Origin of the sequence: Xanthomonas dyei (assembly GCF_002939865.1) — a bacterium.
Taxonomy (GTDB): domain Bacteria; phylum Pseudomonadota; class Gammaproteobacteria; order Xanthomonadales; family Xanthomonadaceae; genus Xanthomonas; species Xanthomonas dyei.
Window position 1 is genome coordinate 47,998 of sequence record NZ_MDEE01000028.1, and the last position, 17,585, is coordinate 65,582.

Sequence of the window (17,585 nt, forward strand, 5' to 3'; positions counted from 1 at the left end):
TATCGAGGTCGCATGCCGCGCGCCTACCCGTTTGCGCGTATCCGCGCATAGCAGATCCCGCATGCTTGCGATGCGGCGGCAGATCGACAACGCTGCGTGCCCACCTCATGAGCACGCCCCATGTCGCCTGTACGCCCGTCCTTGCTGCTGCTGGATTTCGATGGCGTGTTGGCCAGCTATTCGCGTCCGCGCCGGCTGGCCGCATTGGCGACTGCAGCTGCATGCACGCCGCAGCGCGTACAGCAGGTCCTGTTCGAACAGGGACTGGAGCGTGCCTACGATGCCGGTGAGCTCGACACGCAGGCCTATCTGACGCAATTGAGCGACGGGCTTGGACATCCGATCGACCGTGCCACCTGGATCGCGGCACGCGTGGCAGCGTGCCGCGCAGACCCAGCGGTGGTGGCGCAGGTGCTGGCGGTGTCGGCGACGACCGCGGTGGCGGTGCTCACCAACAACGGCCCGCTGATGGCGGAGGCGATCGCACAACTGGTGCCGTCGCTGTTTCCGTTATTGCAGGGCCGCGTGCTGTGCAGCGGTGCGCTGGGCAGCAGAAAACCGCAGCTGGAGGTGTATCAGCGCGCGCTTGCGCAGCTGGGTGCGGAACCGGCACGCACCTTGTTCGTCGACGATCTATTCGTCAACGTCCGCGGCGCCCGCGCCGCCGGACTACATGCCGATACCGTGCGCGATGCCCGTGCATTGCGACGGGTGTTGAAGCGGTATGGATTGGGGTGAGATTGGGAATTGGGAATTGGGAATTGGGAATTGGGAATTGGGAGTGGGGAGTCGGGAGTCGGGAGTCGGGAGTCGGGAGTCGGGAGTCGGGAGTCGGATCAGCGTTCGGCGACCTGCGTGAGAAATCAACCATTTGCCGAGCGGCCAGCGGTGGCTACATCTGCACGCGAATACGCTGCCAAGTACTTCGCCACCCGAGTGGACGCACGCTGGCCACGCTACGATGGATCAGGCCGAGCACGCGATTATCGAAGTCACCCGCCCGCGTGCGCTCCTCCGCGCACGCGCGAGAAAACACGGTCAATCGTGCGCAAATATGCGACCAGAGCAGTCGCAGCAAGACCCAACTAGCCCCTCTCCCGTCGGGAGAGGGGTTGGGGGTGAGGGTACGGTGTTGCGATACAGGGCCGTCACCTAGACACCGCCTTATGCAATCCACAAACGCACCCGCTCACGCGTCACACGCCTTACCAACCAGCGCCCTGCCGGCCACCAACACGCAACCGACCAAACAACCCATCACCGCTGCGCCGCGTACTCGGCAATCGCCAGGCGCAGGCGCGCCAGGCCGTCGGCCAGCTCGGCGTCGGTCAGATTGAGTGCCGGCACAAAACGCAGCACATCCGGGCCGGCCTGCAACAGCAGCAAACCATGCTTGGCTGCCAGATCCAGCAGCGCACCGGCCTGGCCGGCATGCGCCGGTGCCAACACCGCGCCGAGCATCAACCCACGCCCGCGCACCTGTGCAAACAGGCCGAACTCGGCATTGAGCGCTTCCAGGCCCGCACGCAACGCCGCCGACTGCCGCTCCACATTTTCGGCAATCTGCGGCGAGGCGAGCTTGCGCAGCGCCACGCGCGCCACCGCGGCAGCCAGCGGATTGCCGCCGAAGGTGGTGCCGTGCGCGCCGAACTGCATGGTCTCGGCGACCTTGGGGCCGGCCAGCATCGCGCCGATTGGGAACCCGCCACCCAGCGCCTTGGCCAGCGTCACGATGTCCGGCGTCACCTGCTCCTGCCAATGCGCGAACAACGTTCCGGTGCGGCCCATGCCGCATTGAATTTCGTCCAGCACCAACAAGGCATCGTGTCGATCGCACAATGCGCGCACCTGCGCCAGGAAGCCCGGCGCCGCCGGCATCACCCCGCCCTCGCCCTGGATCGGCTCCAGCATCACCGCAGCTACGTCGCCGCTGGCCATCGCCGCTTCCAGCGCCGCCACATCGTTGAAATCCACATAGCGGAATCCGCCCGGCAGCGGCTCGTAGCCTTCCTGATATTTCGGCTGCGCGGTGGCGGTGACCGAGGCCAGCGTGCGGCCATGGAAGCTGCCACGGAACGTCACGATGACGCGCTTGTCGGCTGGGCGGCCCTGATTGCTGGCCCATTTGCGTACCAGCTTGATGGCCGCCTCGTTGGCTTCGGTGCCGGAGTTGCACAGAAAGACTTTTTCGGCAAAACGCGACGCGCCGACCAGTTCCTCGGCCAGCCGCAGCGGCGGCTCGCTGTAGAAGATGTTGCTGGTGTGCCACAGCTTGCCCGCCTGCTCGGTGAGCGCGGCGACCAGATCCGCATCGTTATGGCCCAGCCCGCTCACCGCGATGCCGGAGGACAGATCCAGATATTCGCGCCCCGCGTCATCCCACACGCGACTGCCCTGACCGCGCTCCAGCACCACCTGGCGCGGGCGATACACCGGCAGGTAGTAGTGCGCGAGGGACAGGGGCGAATCGGCAGCGGTGCTCATGATGGTGGGTCGCAGAAGCGGAGGGAGAACCCGCATTCTCGCGCATTCGCCGGCCTGCGGCACAATGTGCGCATGCGCCCTTTCTCCGATCCTCAGCTCACTCCCGCCACCGCCGACGGCTGGCGCCGGCAGTGGTTCGACATCATCTACCGCCACGACACGCGCCCATCGCGTAATTTTGACCTCATGCTGGTGGTGGCGATCCTGACCAGCGTGATCGTGATCATGATCGACAGCGTGCCGCGCATCCATGCGCATTCGGCGCACTGGCTGGTGCCGCTGGAGTGGGCATTCACGATCCTGTTCACCATCGAATACGTGGCGCGCCTGGCGGTGGTGCGGCGCCCGCTGCACTACGCGCTCAGCGTGTGGGGCGTGATCGACCTGCTGTCGATTCTGCCCAGCTATCTGTCGTTCTTCGTGCCGGGTGCACAGACCCTGCTGGTCGTGCGCGTGCTGCGCATCCTGCGCCTGTTCCGCATCCTCAAACTCACCCGCTATATCCAGGAAAGCGGGCAATTGGTGGACGCGTTATGGCGCAGCCGCCGCAAGGTGCTGGTGTTCTTGTTCACCGTGCTCACCATCACCGTGATCGCCGGCGCCACGATGTACGTCATCGAAGGCCCGCAACACGGTTTCACCAGCATCCCGACCAGCATGTACTGGGCCATCGTCACCATGGCCACGGTGGGCTTTGGCGATCTGGTGCCGCAAACCACGCTGGGCCGCTTTGTCACCTCGGCACTGATTCTGATCGGCTATAGCATCATCGCCGTGCCCACCGGCATCTACACCGCCGAACTTGCCACCACGCTGCGCGAAGGCGGCCACACCGGTCGGCGCGACATTCGCAACTGCGCCCGTTGCGGGCTGGAAGGCCACGCATCGGACGCGCGCTATTGCCGGCAATGCGCCGAGCCGCTGCCGGATATCGCCAACGGCTGATGCAAGGCGGCAGCGCGCAGGCAGCGCCGGGAGGCGAATCACGTGGTGGGCATCACCACCGTAAGCTGTGTGACCGGTGCGCAGGCAATCGCCGCTCACACTGCCGCAGCACGAGGTTGGCGCATCCGTCTGGCAGTGGCCAACCAACAACCGGCGCGCCATCGCCGGCCCGTTGCGGATCGTCTGACCCAAGCAACCCACGTCCCGCCCATGCAGCCCTGGCACCCGAAAGAGCGCGCCAGGTGTTGAGCGCAGCCGGTGCAGGTCGCGCTTACTGCGACATGCGGTTACTCATGTCGATCAGATCGTTGTAGCTGGCCAGCACCGCCTGACGCGTGCCGCCTGGCGGGATCGAGCCGCTTTCCAGCAGCATCTGCTCGCTCTTGCTCAGCGGGGTGTTGGTGCGGATGCGCTCGACCAGACGTCCGGACTCGCGCGCCAGCTTATCGGCAGCGCGTTCCATGTGTCCCCACATCGCATCGCCCTGGCCCACTTTGGCTTTCTGCGCCTCTTCCAGAATGCTCTGGTAACGCGCGAGCTGGCTTTGCGCTGCCGCAAGATCCGGTGCATTGCTATCCAACACCTGCACCAGATGCTTGCCTTCGCCGGTGATCTTCAAGTGATACCAGGACGCGCTGCGGCCTTCTTCCTTCTCGATCGCATCGATCCGCGCCTGACGCCGGGTGTCTTCGTTGCGGTCCAGCGCCGCATTCATCGCGTCGCCCGCATCGAAGAACGCTGCGTAGGCCTGCATCAATGGCACATGCAGCGCACGCATGCCCTTGCCGTCGTCGCGTAGATAATCCTCGCGATCGTAATACCGCACCGCTTCGCCGATGCGCTCATTGAGCGTGGCAAACCGCTGCTGATAGGTCTTTGCTACCGGGTCGAGTTCGGCATTGGCCGGTTGCTGCGCCAGTGCGGCAGTCATCGGTGCGCCGCAGGCCTCGACCCGATGCGACAGCACCGTTCCCGGTGCACGGATATTTTCTTCCTTGCCCGTTGGCCCGGCCTGCGGGTCCTTCATCCAGCCGGTGTAGGTCTGGTAACTCTCATGCAGCGGCTGCTGGACACCGTTGAAGCAGCCGATGTAGGCATTGATCTTGTCGGCATCGGGCGCAGCCGCAACCGGCGCATCTTTCTGGCAGCCGGCGAGCAGCGCGGCAAGTGCAACCGCTGCGCTGAGCGGTGCGTAACGACGTGGATGGCGCATGCAGGGGTTCCTGTGCAGTGGTGAAGAAGTGAGGTGAGGTGAGCCGAGCAACGGTCGATCGCGCGCATTGTCGTCAGCGCCGGGCGTATGGCCGCACGCACTGCATCGTGCGATGACGCTGGCAGCTACTGCCGATTGCTCTCGGACACCAACGCGTTGTAGGTATTGAGCAACTTGCGCGGCGATCCTTCCGGCGCCAGCGAGGGGCTATCGAGCCAGCCCTCTTCGATGCGGCTGTAAGGCGTCTTGTCGACCACGCGTTTCACCCGCGCCTTGGCCTGCCTGCGGAAGTCTTCCGCAGCGGTTTCGAAGCTGTTCCATTTGAGTTTGTCCGGCTCCTGGTCGGCCACCTTGGCATGCGCCTCGTCGGAGAGGCGGTTGAAGCCGTCCAGCAGCGTGTTTGCACGCGCGGTGTCGAACTGATCTTCCTGCAGTACGTCGGTCAGTTGCTTGGCATCGAGCATCATCGACAGGCGGTAATACTCGCGCGTGCGTCCTTCCTCGCGCTCCAGCGTCTTGAGCGTTTCGCGATGCGCTGCATCGTTCTGCGCTTCCAGCTCGGTACCGAATGCGCTGCTGGCCTCGGCATAACGCTCCAGCGCCGCCATCAACGGCGCGTGCAGTCGCTTGCCCTTGGCGAACTGGTCGTCTTCATCATCCTGGCGCGCGTAGTAATCGGCCACCTGGTGACTGATCGGCCGCAGCGCCTGCAAGGCCGCGTGATACTGCCGGGCCGCCGCATCCAGTGCCGGCAGCGACGGTTGCGCCGCAGCCGCCGCGCTGACCGGCGCATCGCACTCCTTCATGTCGAAGTCGCTGATGTCGTAGGGGCCGGCCACGCGCGTTTCGCGCCCGCTAGGGCCGGCGGCTGCATCGTCAATCGAACCGATGTAATGCTTGGCACCGGTATGCACCGGCAGATCGACGCGGTTGAAGCAATCGATATACGCACCGAGTTTGGCGTTGAGCGCATGCTGCGCATCGCTCGGCGCATCGGCGCGCTTGCTGGCAGTCGCGTTGCCGGTCGGCGGATCTGTTTGCTGCAGCCGGCGCACAGCGCAAGCACGAACAGGGCGGGCGCAAACGCGCCGGACTTCAGGAACACAGGCAAACGTCCTTGTTGGAAACGGTTTCAGCCGCGCACGATAGCAAACTGCGGCGTGAAATCATCGTGCTCGGCAGCGAAGTGGACGACGGCGTTCGTCTGCGCGGCAGGCGGTGATGCGCACAAGGTCAATCGTTTTTTCGTGGACGAATGACTCGCAGCGTCTGCATCGATGGATCGGCGCACGGCCACCTGCACCGGGCGACAAAAACCAGAGCGAGCAATCGACAGGCAGGTGTGGACGGCGCTCCCGGCACCGCAGCGTATGCGTCGTACACGCCGAGCCGAGCACCGGCCGCGCCCGCCTGTCGGCTATGCAGTCGTTCTGTCAGCCGCTCAGTCGAGAAACAGATCCGGCAACAGGCTCCGTGACGAATCGACCGCATAACCGCTGAAGTCGGTGACACCGGCCTGCGTCAGCACCTCTTCGTCGATCAGAAACTGCCCGTGGAAACCGGCCGCAGTGCGGGTCAGCACCGCATGCGCCGCATCGGCCACGATCTCCGGGCGACGGCGGGCAGCGGCGTCCACGCCCGGCAGCATGTTGACCGCATCGGTGGCAATCACCGTGCGCGGCCACAACGCATTGACCGCCACGCCCTGCGGGCCGAACTCAGCGGCCAGCCCCAGTGTCACCAGACTCATCCCCATCTTGGCCAGCGTGTAGCCGGTATGCGCACCCCACCACGCCGGGTTCAACGATGGCGGTGGGGCAAGGCTGAGGATGTGCGGATTGGGCGCCTTCAACAGATGCGGCAGGCAGGCTTGCGCGCACACAAAACTGCCGCGCGCGTTGACCTGTTGCATCAGGTCGAAGCGCTTCATCGGCGTATCCAAGGTGCCGCGCAACCAGATCGCGCTGGCGTTGTTGACCAGGATATCGATGCCGCCAAACGCTTCCACGGTGGCGGCAACCGCGGCGTGCACCTGCGCTTCGTCGCGGATATCGCATTTGAGCGCCAGCGCCTTTCCACCTGCCGCAACGACTGCAGAGGCAGCGCTGTGAATGGTGCCAGGCAACTTGGGATTGGCCACCGCCGATTTGGCCGCGATGACCACATTCGCCCCATCGCGCGCCGCCCGCAACGCAATCGCCAAACCAATCCCACGCGAGGCACCGGTGATGAAGAGCGTTTTGTCTTTTAGCGTCATGGGAATCGGGAATCGGGATCGGCAATCGCAAGAGCTTAGCGCCTTGAACGTCCAGCAGCCGACGACCAATCAACTCACGCGATTCGCTTTTGCGAATCCCCAATCCCTAATGCCCAATCCCGGCTACTCAGGGCTTCGGCCCCTGCCCCTCGTTGTCTTCCCAGTGCAGGATGCGCCGAGTCACGAAGCGATATACCGGTTTGCCGGTGGCGAACCACAGCTCGCGCACCCATGACCTGCGCTTGAGCACGCGACGTTCCACCGGCGTGATCGCGGCCGGGCAATACATGCGCTTGTGCTTGAGCAGGTGGCGCAGATCCTCGCGTGCAAGCAGACGCATCCAGCGCGCGCGTGGGTGGCCGCGCACCGCCAGCTGGAAATCGATCACCGCCGGGCTGCCATCGTCCTGCACCAGCCAGTTGGCTTCCTTGGCCAGATCGTTGTGGGCCACGCCACACCGATGCAGCTGCTGCAACAGCCTGCGCGCCTGCCTGAAATACGCCAGATCACCGCGTGGCGGGCGCTGGTACATCGCATCGCCAGCCAGATAGCTGCGGTCCAGATGGCGCCCATCCCAATGCAACAAGCGTGGCGTGTGCGGCAGGCCATCCAGCTGCCGCAGCGCCAGCGCTTCGCGACGTGCCAGCCACCAGGCCACCCCACGCAGACCCCATGGCGCCACGCTCAGGTCGCGCCGCACGAACACCCGGCCAGCGTCGCGGATCAACAAAATACGCCCGAACGTATCGGACTTCAGCGGGAGATTGTCGGCGGGCTCGTGACTCATTCCCCATTGTAGGCGGGCGGCCCGCATCGCCATACCACTGTTGACGTGGATGCCGATGACATCGGCGCGCACGGCGGCCTGGTTGCAACCTCAGGTGAAGCCGACCGGCCGATGTGAGCATGGCGCAAGTCAGTCGTCGCCCTGCCCACTTATAATTCGGGAATGAACTCATCGATCGACGCCACGCTGGAGTGGATCGGACACCACCCCACCTTGGCTGGCGTGGTGATCTTTGCCATCGCATTCTGCGATGCGGTGATCGTGCTTGGTGCCATCGTGCCCGCGCTGCCGCTGCTGTTCGCCATCGGCGTGCTGATCGGGCTCGGCCAGATCAACGGCCCGTATGCAATGGTGTGCGCGGCCTTGGGCGCGTTCGTCGGCGATGCGTTGAGCTTCTGGGTGGGCCATCGCTGGGGCCACCAGCTGCACACGTATTGGCCGTTTCGCCGCTATCCCCAGTTGCTGGAACGCGGTGAGCTGCTGTTCCGACGCAATGCCTTCAAGAGCATTCTGATCGCGCGCTATGTCGGCGCGGTGCGGCCGTTCGTGCCCGCCATCGCCGGCATGTCGCACATGCCGTTCAAGCGCTATCTGTTTGCCAGCGGGCTGGCCTGCGTGTCGTGGGCGCTGCTGTTTCTGGTGCCGGGCTGGGTGTTGGGCACCGCCTACGACGCGGTCGCCGCAGTCGCCGGGCGCCTGTTCGTGGTGGTTACCTTGCTGGCTGCGGTGATCGGCCTGGCCTGGGCGGTGGTGCTGTATTCGTACCGCTGGTCGGCAGGCCATCTGGATGCCCTGCTGGCGCGGTTGCTGGAGTGGTCGCATCGGCACCCGGTGCTGGGCAACTGGTCGGTCAGCGTGTTCGACCCACGCCGGCGCGAGTCGGTCCCGCTGGCGATGATGGCGCTGATGCTGTTGCTGCTGGGCTGGGGTTGGTTCGTGTTACTGATGGTGGTGCTGGCGCATGGCGAACCGCTGCGCGTGGACCTGGCCGTGCACGATTTGATGCTGGCGCTGCGCAACCCGCTGGCCGACTACCCAATGGTGGCTCTGGCCTCGCTGGGCGATTGGCAGGTGTTGTTGCCGGCGATCGCCGCAGCGATGGGCTACCTGGCCTGGCGTCGGCGCTGGATGGCGGTGGCGCATTGGGTGATCGCACTGGCGTTTGGCCTGGCCCTGACGCAGTTGCTGGGCGCCACCGTGCAGGTGGTGCGCCCGCCGGCCGCCAGCAGCGGGTTCGGATTTCCGTCGGTGGCGGTCACGATGGCCACGATCGGGTTCGGGTTTTTCGCGCTGTTGATCGCACGCGAACTGCCCGGCCGCCGCCGCGTCTGGCCGTATCTGGTCAGTGGCGCCATCGTTTCGCTGATCGGCTTCGCACGCCTGTACCTGGGCGCCCACTGGCTCAGCGACGTGGTCGGCGGCATGTTGTTCGGCATCTTCTGGCTACTGGTCCTGGGCATTGCGTATCGCCGCCGCGCCACCCGCGCGTTCTGGGTCAAGCCGGTGTCGTGGATCTTCTACGGCGTGTTCGTAAGCTGCGCGATCTTCTTTGCGCCGCGTAATCTTGGCACCAAGCTGGCCAAGTTCGAACCGCCACCGCCGCTGCTGATGGACCTGCCCGCCAGCGACTGGTGGGAGGGGCAATGGCGGCTGCTGCCGGCACGTCGCAATGAATTCGACGACGACCAGCGCTGGCCACTGGACGTACAAGTGGCCGGCCCGCTCGCGCCGCTGCAACGCCAGCTCGAAGCACGCGGCTGGCGGACACAACCGCAGGCCGGCTGGGAGCAGGCATTGCATCTGCTGGATGTCAGCGGCCGCCCGGACGAAGTACCGATCCTGCCGGCCACGCTGGACACACAAGTGGAAGCCCTGCTGATGGTGCGTCACGCCGGGCCCGGGCACGTGCATGTGTTACGGCTGTGGCCAGCAGCCGCACGGTTGCAACCCAACGCGCAACCGCTGTGGGTCGGCAGCACGCAGACCTTGCGCTACAGCCGCCACTTCAGCCTGATCGGCCTGTGGTACCCATTACGCGGCGTGGACCCTGCACTCAGCGCGTTGCGCGACGCACTCGGCCCGCTGCCGCATCGCGTGGAGCAGCGCCGCCGCTCGCAGGTGCCGGTGATCTTGATCGACAGTACGTCGGGTAACGCGGTGCGTGGCGAGAACAAAGACAACGCTGCATCGCAGGCGGAAACCACTGCGTCCGATCTGGCTGCATCGGGTCAGCTACAACAGCGCCGTTGATCGATCGGACAACAACGACGATCGGCCAGTGATCGCGCAGCCCTGTAGATATGGGGTGCCAGCAGCACCTCTTGAACACTGTCTCGATGGCGATAGTGTGCTGGCGTCGTCTGGGGGCCGCTGAATTTCAGGGTAAAAGCTTAGCTCGTCGAGCGCGCGGTGCCCTCGCCGCTTGCGGGACACGCCGTAAACCCATCCATGGGGGCTCGATGGCGGCATCCATGCCGCCAACGGTCCCGCAAGCGGCGAGGACACCGCACCAGGACGTTGGTCGGCGGTTTCTTTGAACGCCTGCCTGTTGCTCGGTTTGCGTTAGGAAGCTGATCGGACCCAGCGTCATCCAAACAACGCACGTCATGTCCTACTTGCAACCAAGCACACCGACCATCTCGACTGGCCCTTGCCCGCCCACCGTCGCGGGACCTTACGCGGCATGGATGCCGCGTAAGAGCTTACAGGGATGTACTTGCAGCGTGTCCAGCGAGGGTGAGCGGGCAAGGGCCCTGCACCCAAGCCGCAGATCAGCCGCTCTACAACCAACGCATCCGCATCGCTCCACTACCTCTCAAGGTGACCGAGAGCTTGTGCTTCAGCGCCGTTTGGATGCGCACAAGCCGCGTTGGTCAAGCGCGCAACACCTCACCACAACACCCCATCCACCGGTTGCATCGGCTCCGGTGCGGGTTCGCCAATTGCCTGCAGGGCATCGATCTCCACCGTGCGGCACATGGTGTCCAGCGGCAGATCGTGGATGGTGTTGGCGAACGGGTCGACCAGCTCATCGCCGATCTTCAGCACCGCCAAAAACATCAAGCCGGCGACCGTCGACCCTACCGGCGTGGCGTATTGCAACGTTTCCACCAGACCGATCGGCAACAGCACGCAAAACAGCCGCGTAAACAGGTTCGGATAGAAGCGGTACTGATACGGCAACGGCGTATTTTTCAGCCGCTCCATGCCGCCCTGCGCGTTGGCGATATCCACCAGAATGCGCTCGACGCTGGCCTGCTGGATGCTGTCGATCCAGCCATCGCGCCGCGCCTGTTCCACGGCACGGCCTGTCGTATCGAGCAAGCCATTGGCCACGTTCGTACGCGTGATCACCGCTGCCACTTCGTCGGCATCCAACCGCGACTCCAAGGCCATCGCCACCGGCAACCGCCGCAGCTGGCAGCGCAACGCATTGACGTAGGCGATCTGCCGTAGCGCGATCGTGCGCCCCAATGCCGCGGCTTCTGGTGCAGACAGGATGCTGACGCTCAGGCGCACCAGGTTGCGCGATGCATTGATCATCTGGCCCCACAACACACGTCCTTCCCACCAGCGTTGATAAGTGGAATTGGCGCGAAAGCCCAGGAATAACGCCAGTGCCGAGCCGAAGATGGTCAACGGCAATGCCGGAGCGCGGAACGGCAGCACGTAATAGATGATCGTGATCAACACGTCCCAGACAAACAACACCGCCAGGGTCCGCCAGACCTGACTGACTACATCCGCCACACGCGGTTTCACATCGATGATCAAGGCACACTCCCTCACTAAAAACGCGTATCGCCCTTGCGCGCATCCAGTGCATGGATGCCATCGCTAGCGCACTCAAGCGTAAGAAGTTTGCCGCTACAGCGGTGCAAGTGCGGTGATGGGAGCGATAAAAGCAGTGCCTCGCGAGAGCAAAACACTTCTGCGCGATCATTGACTAGCTGCGGCCGATGCCCGGAATACGCATGCGGTGCCTATCCACGCTCGCTTCCTTCGCACCCGATGCGCAGCGGCGCCCGCTGATTGGCCGCGCTACGTGATTGCCCGCGCTCAGGGCATCCAGGCCAGCAACTGCTCCAGACGCTGATGCGGGTCGTCCTGCTGCAACAACGACAAGCGTTGCTGCTCGGTCAATGGCAACAACTCGGCCAGCCGCCAGCCTACCCACGCGGACTGATCCAGCAACCCCGGACCGACCGAGGCAAATTCGCCACCCACCTGTTCGAGCATGCGCTCGAGCACGGTTGCCAACAGGCTGTGCTCGGGCCGCAATTCGTCGTCGGGGTCGGGTTCGCACCAGCTCACCTCGCCCACCAACAAGCCGTTGTCGCGGATACGCGAGCGCTGCACATGAAAGCGACGCGTGCCGCGCAGGCGCAGCACCAGCACGCCATCGGCGCCGACATCGAAATCCTCGATCCGCACTTCGGTGCCGAACGCCGCCGGTGTTGCCGGTACGCCCACATCATTGCCATCCAGGATCAGACACACGCCGAAGCTGGTGCCGTTACGCCCGCATTCGCGCACCAGATCCAGATAGCGGCGCTCGAATACGCGCAGCCCCATCGCCGCGCCCGGCAACAACACGCTGTGCAACGGAAACAGCGGCAAAGCGCTGGTGTCGTCAGTGTCCGCGATCGATGCCATCACGACAGCTGCGCCAGGAAGCGACGCGGCGCGCCGTCGAACCCACCATTGGACATGAACACCACATGGTCGCCCGGCTGCACGATGTCGCCCAGCGTCTGCAGCAACGCCTCCACGTCATGCGCCACGTGCGCCTGCCCGCGCACCTGCGCGATGATCGGTGCCGCATCCCATGGCAACTCGGGACGATGCAGGAACACCACCGCGTCGGCATCGTGCAGCGACGGCGCCAACGCCTGCGCATGCGCGCCCAACCGCATCGAATTGCTGCGCGGCTCCATCGCCACCAGCACACGCGCCGCGCCCACCTTCGCACGCAGCCCCTGCAAGGTGGTCGCAATGGCGGTGGGATGATGCGCGAAGTCGTCGTAGACGGTGATGCCGCGCGCCTGCCCCAACACTTCCAGTCGGCGTTTGACACTCTGAAAGTGCGCAAGCGCCGGCATCACCGTTGCCGGATCCACGCCCACCGCCTGCACTGCCGCAAGCGCCGCCAGTGCGTTGAGCACGTTGTGCCGCCCGACCAGCTGCCACTGCACCTGGCCGATCTCCACGCCGCGATGCGCGACCGCAAACACGCTGCCATCGGCGGCCACCAAGCGCGCGCTCCACTCCAGCGCCGCATCGAAACCGAAGCGCTCCACCGGCGTCCAGCAGCCCATCGCCAACACCTCGGCAAGCCGCGCGTCTTCGCCATTGACGATCAGCCGCCCGCGCGCCGGTACGGTGCGGACCAGATGATGGAACTGCCGTTGGATGGCGGCCACGTCAGGGAAAATATCGGCGTGGTCGTATTCGAGGTTGTTGAGGATCGCCACCAGCGGCCGGTAGTGCACGAACTTGCTGCGCTTGTCGAAGAAGGCGGTGTCGTATTCGTCTGCTTCCACCACGAACGCGCGCCCCTGCCCCAGCCGTGCCGACACGCCGAAATCCTCGGCCACGCCGCCGATCAAAAAGCCCGGCGCGCGCCCGGCCGCCTCCAGCAGATAGCTCAGGATGGTGGTGGTGGTGGTCTTGCCATGGGTACCGGCGACCGCCAGCGTGTCGCGGCCCGGCAGGACCTGCTCGGCCAGCCATTGGGCGCCGGAGCTATAGCGGCGGCCTGCATCGAGCACCGCTTCCACAGCCGGATTGCCGCGCGACAAGGCATTGCCGATGACCACCTCGGTGGCGTCGGCGGAAATATTGGAAGGCGCGTAGCCCTGGACCAGCGAAATCCCGAGCGTTTCCAGCTGGGTGGACATCGGTGGATAGATGGCCTGGTCGCTGCCTTCTACCTGCCAGCCCAGCTCGCGTGCCAGGGCGGCCACACCGCCCATGAAAGTCCCGGCGATGCCGAGGATGTGGAGTTTGCTCATGGAGCACATTGTCGCCGATCACCGGAGTTGCAGGACATTCCGATCCGCACCAGGCGCCGCTGTCAGGAAACTCCTACCGTACTGTCGGGAATTTCCCGATATGCGAACTGCGTCACATCCCTCACTATGCTGAACGCCAGTCGCAGCACCCTTTTGGTTCTACTCCCCAAGAGACCATTCCCCAGGGAGCTCATGCTGTTGGGGCTCTGAGCAAGCTCATTACTGGCGTTATTCTGCCCCGGTCATCTTGTATGGCCGGGGTTTTTCTTTTCCGGGGTCTTGATCTGCAGACGGCGCGGCCAACAGGCACGCGGTAAACACAGACCGGGCGTTGCGCCCGGTCCGGGTAACTCAGCGGCCGAGCGCCTTGCTGATGCGTTCCAGCACTTCGTCCAGCGACCCAACGCCATCCACACGCGCCAACTTGCCGCGCTGCTCGTAGAAGCCGATCACCGGCGCCGTTGAGTCGGTATAGACCTGCAGACGCTTGCGCACCGATTCCGGGTTGTCGTCCTCACGGCCTTCGGCCTTGGCACGCCCGGCGATGCGCTCGACCAGCAACTCGCTGGCCACATCTAGCTGCACCACCGCATCCAGTGGCTGACCGATCTTGCTGAGCAGATTGTCCAGCGCATTGGCCTGCGCCACATTGCGCGGATAACCATCGAGGATGAACCCCTTGGCGACATCGGCCTGACCAAGCCGCGACTCCAGCATGCCGAGCAGGATGTCGTCGGACACCAGATCGCCGCGTGCCATGACTTCCTTGGCCTTCAGGCCGAGCGGCGAGCCGGCGGCCACTTCGGCACGCAGCAGGTCGCCGGTGGAAATGTGCGGGATCTCAAACGAATCTTTGAGACGTGTCGCCTGGGTGCCCTTGCCCGAACCGGGCGGTCCCAACAGAACCAATCGCATCAGTGGACTCCACTTTCGAATAAAAACGCGTTGCGGTTGGCGGCGTTAGACTCAAGCCTTCGCCAGCACTGACCGTATGGTCGTGCAGCTTACCCCATCCGGGGAATGTCCCGGCACTGTCCCCTGCGCCATGTTTCCATGTGAGGAGCCCGTCCCCCTATGTCCACTGGCAACTTGTTGTATGCCCAATCCGGCGGCGTCACCGCCGTCATCAACGCCACCGCTGCCGGCGTTATCACCGAAGCGCGTGCGCGCAAGATCAAGGTATTGGCCGCCCGCAACGGCATCCTGGGCGCGCTGCGCGAGGAGTTGATCGATACCTCCAAGGAATCGGCGTCCGCGATTGCCGCACTGGCGCAGACACCCGGCGGCGCGTTCGGCTCGTGCCGCTACAAGCTCAAGTCGCTCGAACAGGACAGCGCCAAGTACGAACGCCTGCTCGACGTGCTGCGCGCACATGACGTGCGCTGGTTCCTCTACAACGGCGGCAACGATTCGGCCGACACCGCATGGAAGGTGTCGCAGCTGGCCAAGGCCTACGGCTACCCGCTGCACTGCATCGGCGTGCCCAAGACCATCGACAACGATCTTGCGGTGACCGATACCTGCCCCGGCTTCGGCTCGGCGGCCAAATACACCGCGGTGTCGGTGCGCGAAGCCGCACTGGATGTCGCCGCGATGGCCGACACCTCCACCAAGGTCTTCATCTACGAAGCGATGGGCCGCCACGCCGGCTGGCTTGCGGCCGCAGCGGGGCTCGCAGGTCAGGGCCCGGACGATGCACCGCAGATCATCCTGCTGCCCGAGCGCGCCTACGACCAAGCCGCGTTCCTGGCCAAGGTGAAACAGGTCGTCGAAAAGGTCGGCTGGTGCGTGGTGGTCGCCAGCGAAGGCATCCAGGACGCACACGGCAACTTCGTCGCCGATGCCGGTGGCGCAGCCGACTCATTCGGCCACGCGCAACTGGGCGGTGTCGCTGCATTCCTGGCCGCGCAGGTCAAACAGGAACTGGGCTACAAGGTGCACTGGACCCTGCCGGATTACCTGCAGCGTTCCGCGCGCCACCTCGCCTCCAAGACCGACTGGGAACAGGCCCAGGCCGTCGGCAAGGCCGCCGTGCAATACGCACTCAAGGGCATGAACGCGGTGATCCCGGTGATCGAACGCGTCAGCGACGCCCCCTACCGCTGGAAGATCGTGCCCGCCCCGCTGCACAAGGTGGCCAATCACGAAAAGAAGATGCCGCCCAGCTTCCTGCGCAAGGACGGCTTCGGCATCACCGAGCGCGCCCGCCGCTATTTCGCCCCACTGATCAAGGGCGAAGCCCCGCTGGCCTATGGCAACGACGGCCTGCCGAAGTATGTGACGTTGAAGAACGTGGCGGTGGCGAAGAAATTGCCGGTGTGGGAGGGCTGACAGGGGGAGGACGGCCGCCAGCCCGGGCATTTGTGACAGCGCCGCCGCTGGGCTTTAGCGGCGCCGGGATGCAGCCGATTCCGGCTGCCGAAGCCAGCGCGTGCGTGTACCGGAGTGCCTGCCGGCTCCGGCTGGCGCCGTGCCGAGTCCGCTGTCCATTGATTGTCAACGGGCCCGGCAAAGGAGATTGCGGGGGCCGGCAAATGCCGCGATTGACTGTAGGGATTTTCTTACAAAAATTGGCAGAGCAAGCCAGACCGCGCCTGAGCGACTCCCCCTGGGAGGGCAGCCCTACCTTATTAGTAGAAATTTGGTTAAGTGTGTGCCACAGTTCGCACCAAACCTGCCTCATCGCGCATAAGGATCATGGCCCAGCAGGCAATCATCTCCAGTCTTCCCCGGTGGTCAGCCAGTGCCGCCAGGGAGTCTGTGTCTGGACGAAACGGCCTCACTCACCCGCGACGAGCGCATGATTTATAAAGCCGGACCGTCCCGCTGAACGCGCATCTGGCATTCACCGCTGTTTTTGCTGCCGCTGTTCCCGCCACTCATCTATACCGAAAAGATCGACGAGACTCGCCATGACCGCACGTTCCTGCCGCCTCCGCCATCCGATTTCCCGCCTTGCCACCGGCGTGCTGCTAACCATTGGACTGTGCGCAGGCTCCGCCAACGCGCAAGTGGTCATCGTCAACCCGACGGGAGAGGGAAAGGATATCGCGGAGTATGCGGAACAGGCCAAGCGCTGGGCCGAGACAGCCAGGCAGTATCAGCAGGAGTTGGATCATTACAAACAGCAACTAATCAATTTGACGAGTTTGAACTTTCTGCGCCCCCCTCTGGACGATAAGTTCGTCTTGCGGGAACCAGGCTACGGTCTTGAGTTCGCCTGCCCGGGAGCACAAGCCAGCGGCATCGCAGGCATTCTCGAGCAGATCAAGTCCATCGCCCCCACGATGACCGGGAAGATGGCGGAGGAGCAGATGAAAGTCTGCGCCCGCATTGTCATGGCGCAAAATGCCCAATACAACGAATCAGTCACCATGCTCAAGCGCTTGGTGCAGCGCAACACCGAATTTGAGGCCATTGAGCGCCAACGCGGTAGAGTGGGTACTAAACAAGGCGCATTGGCAGCCAACGACAACGAAGTAAAGCGTTTCACGGCACGTAATGCGCTGGAAATGAGTCATTGGGAAGCCAAGATGAAAGCCTACGACGTCTATATTGCGGGACTCAAGGATGACCAGACCTTGCTGGCCAAGCGCGCACTGGAAGGCGACAAGGGCAATTTGCTGGGACAGGTCGTGCAAGCAGCAGCATTGAAGATTGCGCTGTCCAAATGAATTAGCGGGCAACCAAAGCCCAGATCACGACGCACAGGCAAACAGCAATGGACGTTTTTTTTCATGGCGCGGCAAGCTGGCTGCAGCCGCTGGCGGACGCCAATCTCGGCGATTTCGTTTTCTTCAAGCTGGTCAACGACTACTTCAACCGGGAAATTCAGGACTTCGGCATGGAGTTGATGGGCCGTGCCATGCGCTGGGTCAGCACCAT

General features: G+C 64.2%; 13 protein-coding genes and 2 pseudogenes. 6 read left to right on the plus strand and 9 right to left on the minus strand.

Features of this window, described 5'->3' with window-relative positions:
* The first annotated feature begins 120 nt into the window (after positions 1–120).
* Positions 121–738, plus strand: a complete 618-nt coding sequence (locus tag XdyCFBP7245_RS16675; RefSeq protein ID WP_104616655.1) for an HAD-IA family hydrolase — start codon at positions 121–123, stop codon at positions 736–738.
* A 519-nt stretch (positions 739–1,257) separates the two neighbouring features.
* Here XdyCFBP7245_RS16675 and XdyCFBP7245_RS16685 read toward each other — a convergent pair.
* Positions 1,258–2,484: an acetylornithine transaminase gene (locus XdyCFBP7245_RS16685; protein WP_104616657.1), complete on the minus strand. Its 1,227-nt coding sequence runs from the start codon at positions 2,482–2,484 to the stop codon at positions 1,258–1,260.
* 72 nt (positions 2,485–2,556) lie between these two features.
* Between XdyCFBP7245_RS16685 and XdyCFBP7245_RS16690 the strand changes: the two genes are divergently transcribed.
* Positions 2,557–3,429 carry an ion transporter gene (locus XdyCFBP7245_RS16690; RefSeq protein WP_104616658.1) on the plus strand — a complete coding sequence of 291 codons (873 nt, stop codon included), beginning with the start codon at positions 2,557–2,559 and terminating at the stop codon, positions 3,427–3,429.
* Positions 3,430–3,700: 271 nt separating this feature from the next.
* On the opposite strand, the gene XdyCFBP7245_RS16695 is transcribed toward XdyCFBP7245_RS16690, so the two are convergent.
* From XdyCFBP7245_RS16695 to XdyCFBP7245_RS16710, 4 genes and pseudogenes are all read right to left on the minus strand, one after another.
* Positions 3,701–4,642, minus strand: coding sequence for a YiiG family protein (locus tag XdyCFBP7245_RS16695; RefSeq protein WP_104616659.1), 942 nt, complete (start codon positions 4,640–4,642; stop codon positions 3,701–3,703).
* Between the two features lie 125 nt (positions 4,643–4,767).
* A pseudogene (locus XdyCFBP7245_RS16700) lies at positions 4,768–5,714 on the minus strand (YiiG family protein).
* Positions 5,715–6,083: 369 nt separating this feature from the next.
* On the minus strand, positions 6,084–6,899 hold the full coding sequence (locus XdyCFBP7245_RS16705; RefSeq protein WP_104616660.1) for an SDR family oxidoreductase: 816 nt from the start codon (positions 6,897–6,899) through the stop codon (positions 6,084–6,086).
* Positions 6,900–7,026: 127 nt separating this feature from the next.
* Complete coding sequence (locus XdyCFBP7245_RS16710; protein ID WP_104616661.1) at positions 7,027–7,686, minus strand: serine/threonine-protein kinase; 660 nt, start codon at positions 7,684–7,686, stop codon at positions 7,027–7,029.
* Positions 7,687–7,848: 162 nt separating this feature from the next.
* On the opposite strand from XdyCFBP7245_RS16710, the gene XdyCFBP7245_RS16715 reads away from it, so the two are divergent.
* Complete coding sequence (locus XdyCFBP7245_RS16715; protein WP_104616662.1) at positions 7,849–9,936, plus strand: bifunctional DedA family/phosphatase PAP2 family protein; 2,088 nt, start codon at positions 7,849–7,851, stop codon at positions 9,934–9,936.
* 639 nt (positions 9,937–10,575) lie between these two features.
* Here XdyCFBP7245_RS16715 and XdyCFBP7245_RS16730 read toward each other — a convergent pair.
* From XdyCFBP7245_RS16730 to XdyCFBP7245_RS16745, 4 genes are all read right to left on the minus strand, one after another.
* Complete coding sequence (locus XdyCFBP7245_RS16730; RefSeq protein ID WP_104616663.1) at positions 10,576–11,460, minus strand: bestrophin family protein; 885 nt, start codon at positions 11,458–11,460, stop codon at positions 10,576–10,578.
* A 285-nt stretch (positions 11,461–11,745) separates the two neighbouring features.
* On the minus strand, positions 11,746–12,342 hold the full coding sequence (locus tag XdyCFBP7245_RS16735) for an LON peptidase substrate-binding domain-containing protein (RefSeq protein ID WP_104616664.1): 597 nt from the start codon (positions 12,340–12,342) through the stop codon (positions 11,746–11,748).
* Positions 12,342–13,709, minus strand: coding sequence for a UDP-N-acetylmuramate:L-alanyl-gamma-D-glutamyl-meso-diaminopimelate ligase (mpl, locus tag XdyCFBP7245_RS16740; RefSeq protein WP_211287722.1), 1,368 nt, complete (start codon positions 13,707–13,709; stop codon positions 12,342–12,344). Before mpl ends, XdyCFBP7245_RS16735 begins: the two co-directional genes overlap by 1 nt.
* Positions 13,710–14,051: 342 nt before the next feature.
* The gene (locus XdyCFBP7245_RS16745) at positions 14,052–14,615 is read right to left on the minus strand and encodes an adenylate kinase (RefSeq protein ID WP_055848486.1); all 564 of its coding nucleotides are present in this window, start codon (positions 14,613–14,615) and stop codon (positions 14,052–14,054) included.
* 159 nt (positions 14,616–14,774) lie between these two features.
* Here XdyCFBP7245_RS16745 and XdyCFBP7245_RS16750 point away from each other — a divergent pair, with 159 nt between their 5' ends.
* The 3 genes and pseudogenes from XdyCFBP7245_RS16750 to XdyCFBP7245_RS24535 all read left to right on the plus strand — a co-directional run.
* Positions 14,775–16,031 carry a 6-phosphofructokinase gene (locus tag XdyCFBP7245_RS16750; protein WP_104616666.1) on the plus strand — a complete coding sequence of 419 codons (1,257 nt, stop codon included), beginning with the start codon at positions 14,775–14,777 and terminating at the stop codon, positions 16,029–16,031.
* 581 nt (positions 16,032–16,612) lie between these two features.
* Complete coding sequence (locus tag XdyCFBP7245_RS16755) at positions 16,613–17,374, plus strand: hypothetical protein (protein ID WP_211287723.1); 762 nt, start codon at positions 16,613–16,615, stop codon at positions 17,372–17,374.
* A 47-nt stretch (positions 17,375–17,421) separates the two neighbouring features.
* A pseudogene (locus XdyCFBP7245_RS24535) lies at positions 17,422–17,585 on the plus strand (type IV secretion system protein); the annotation flags it as partial.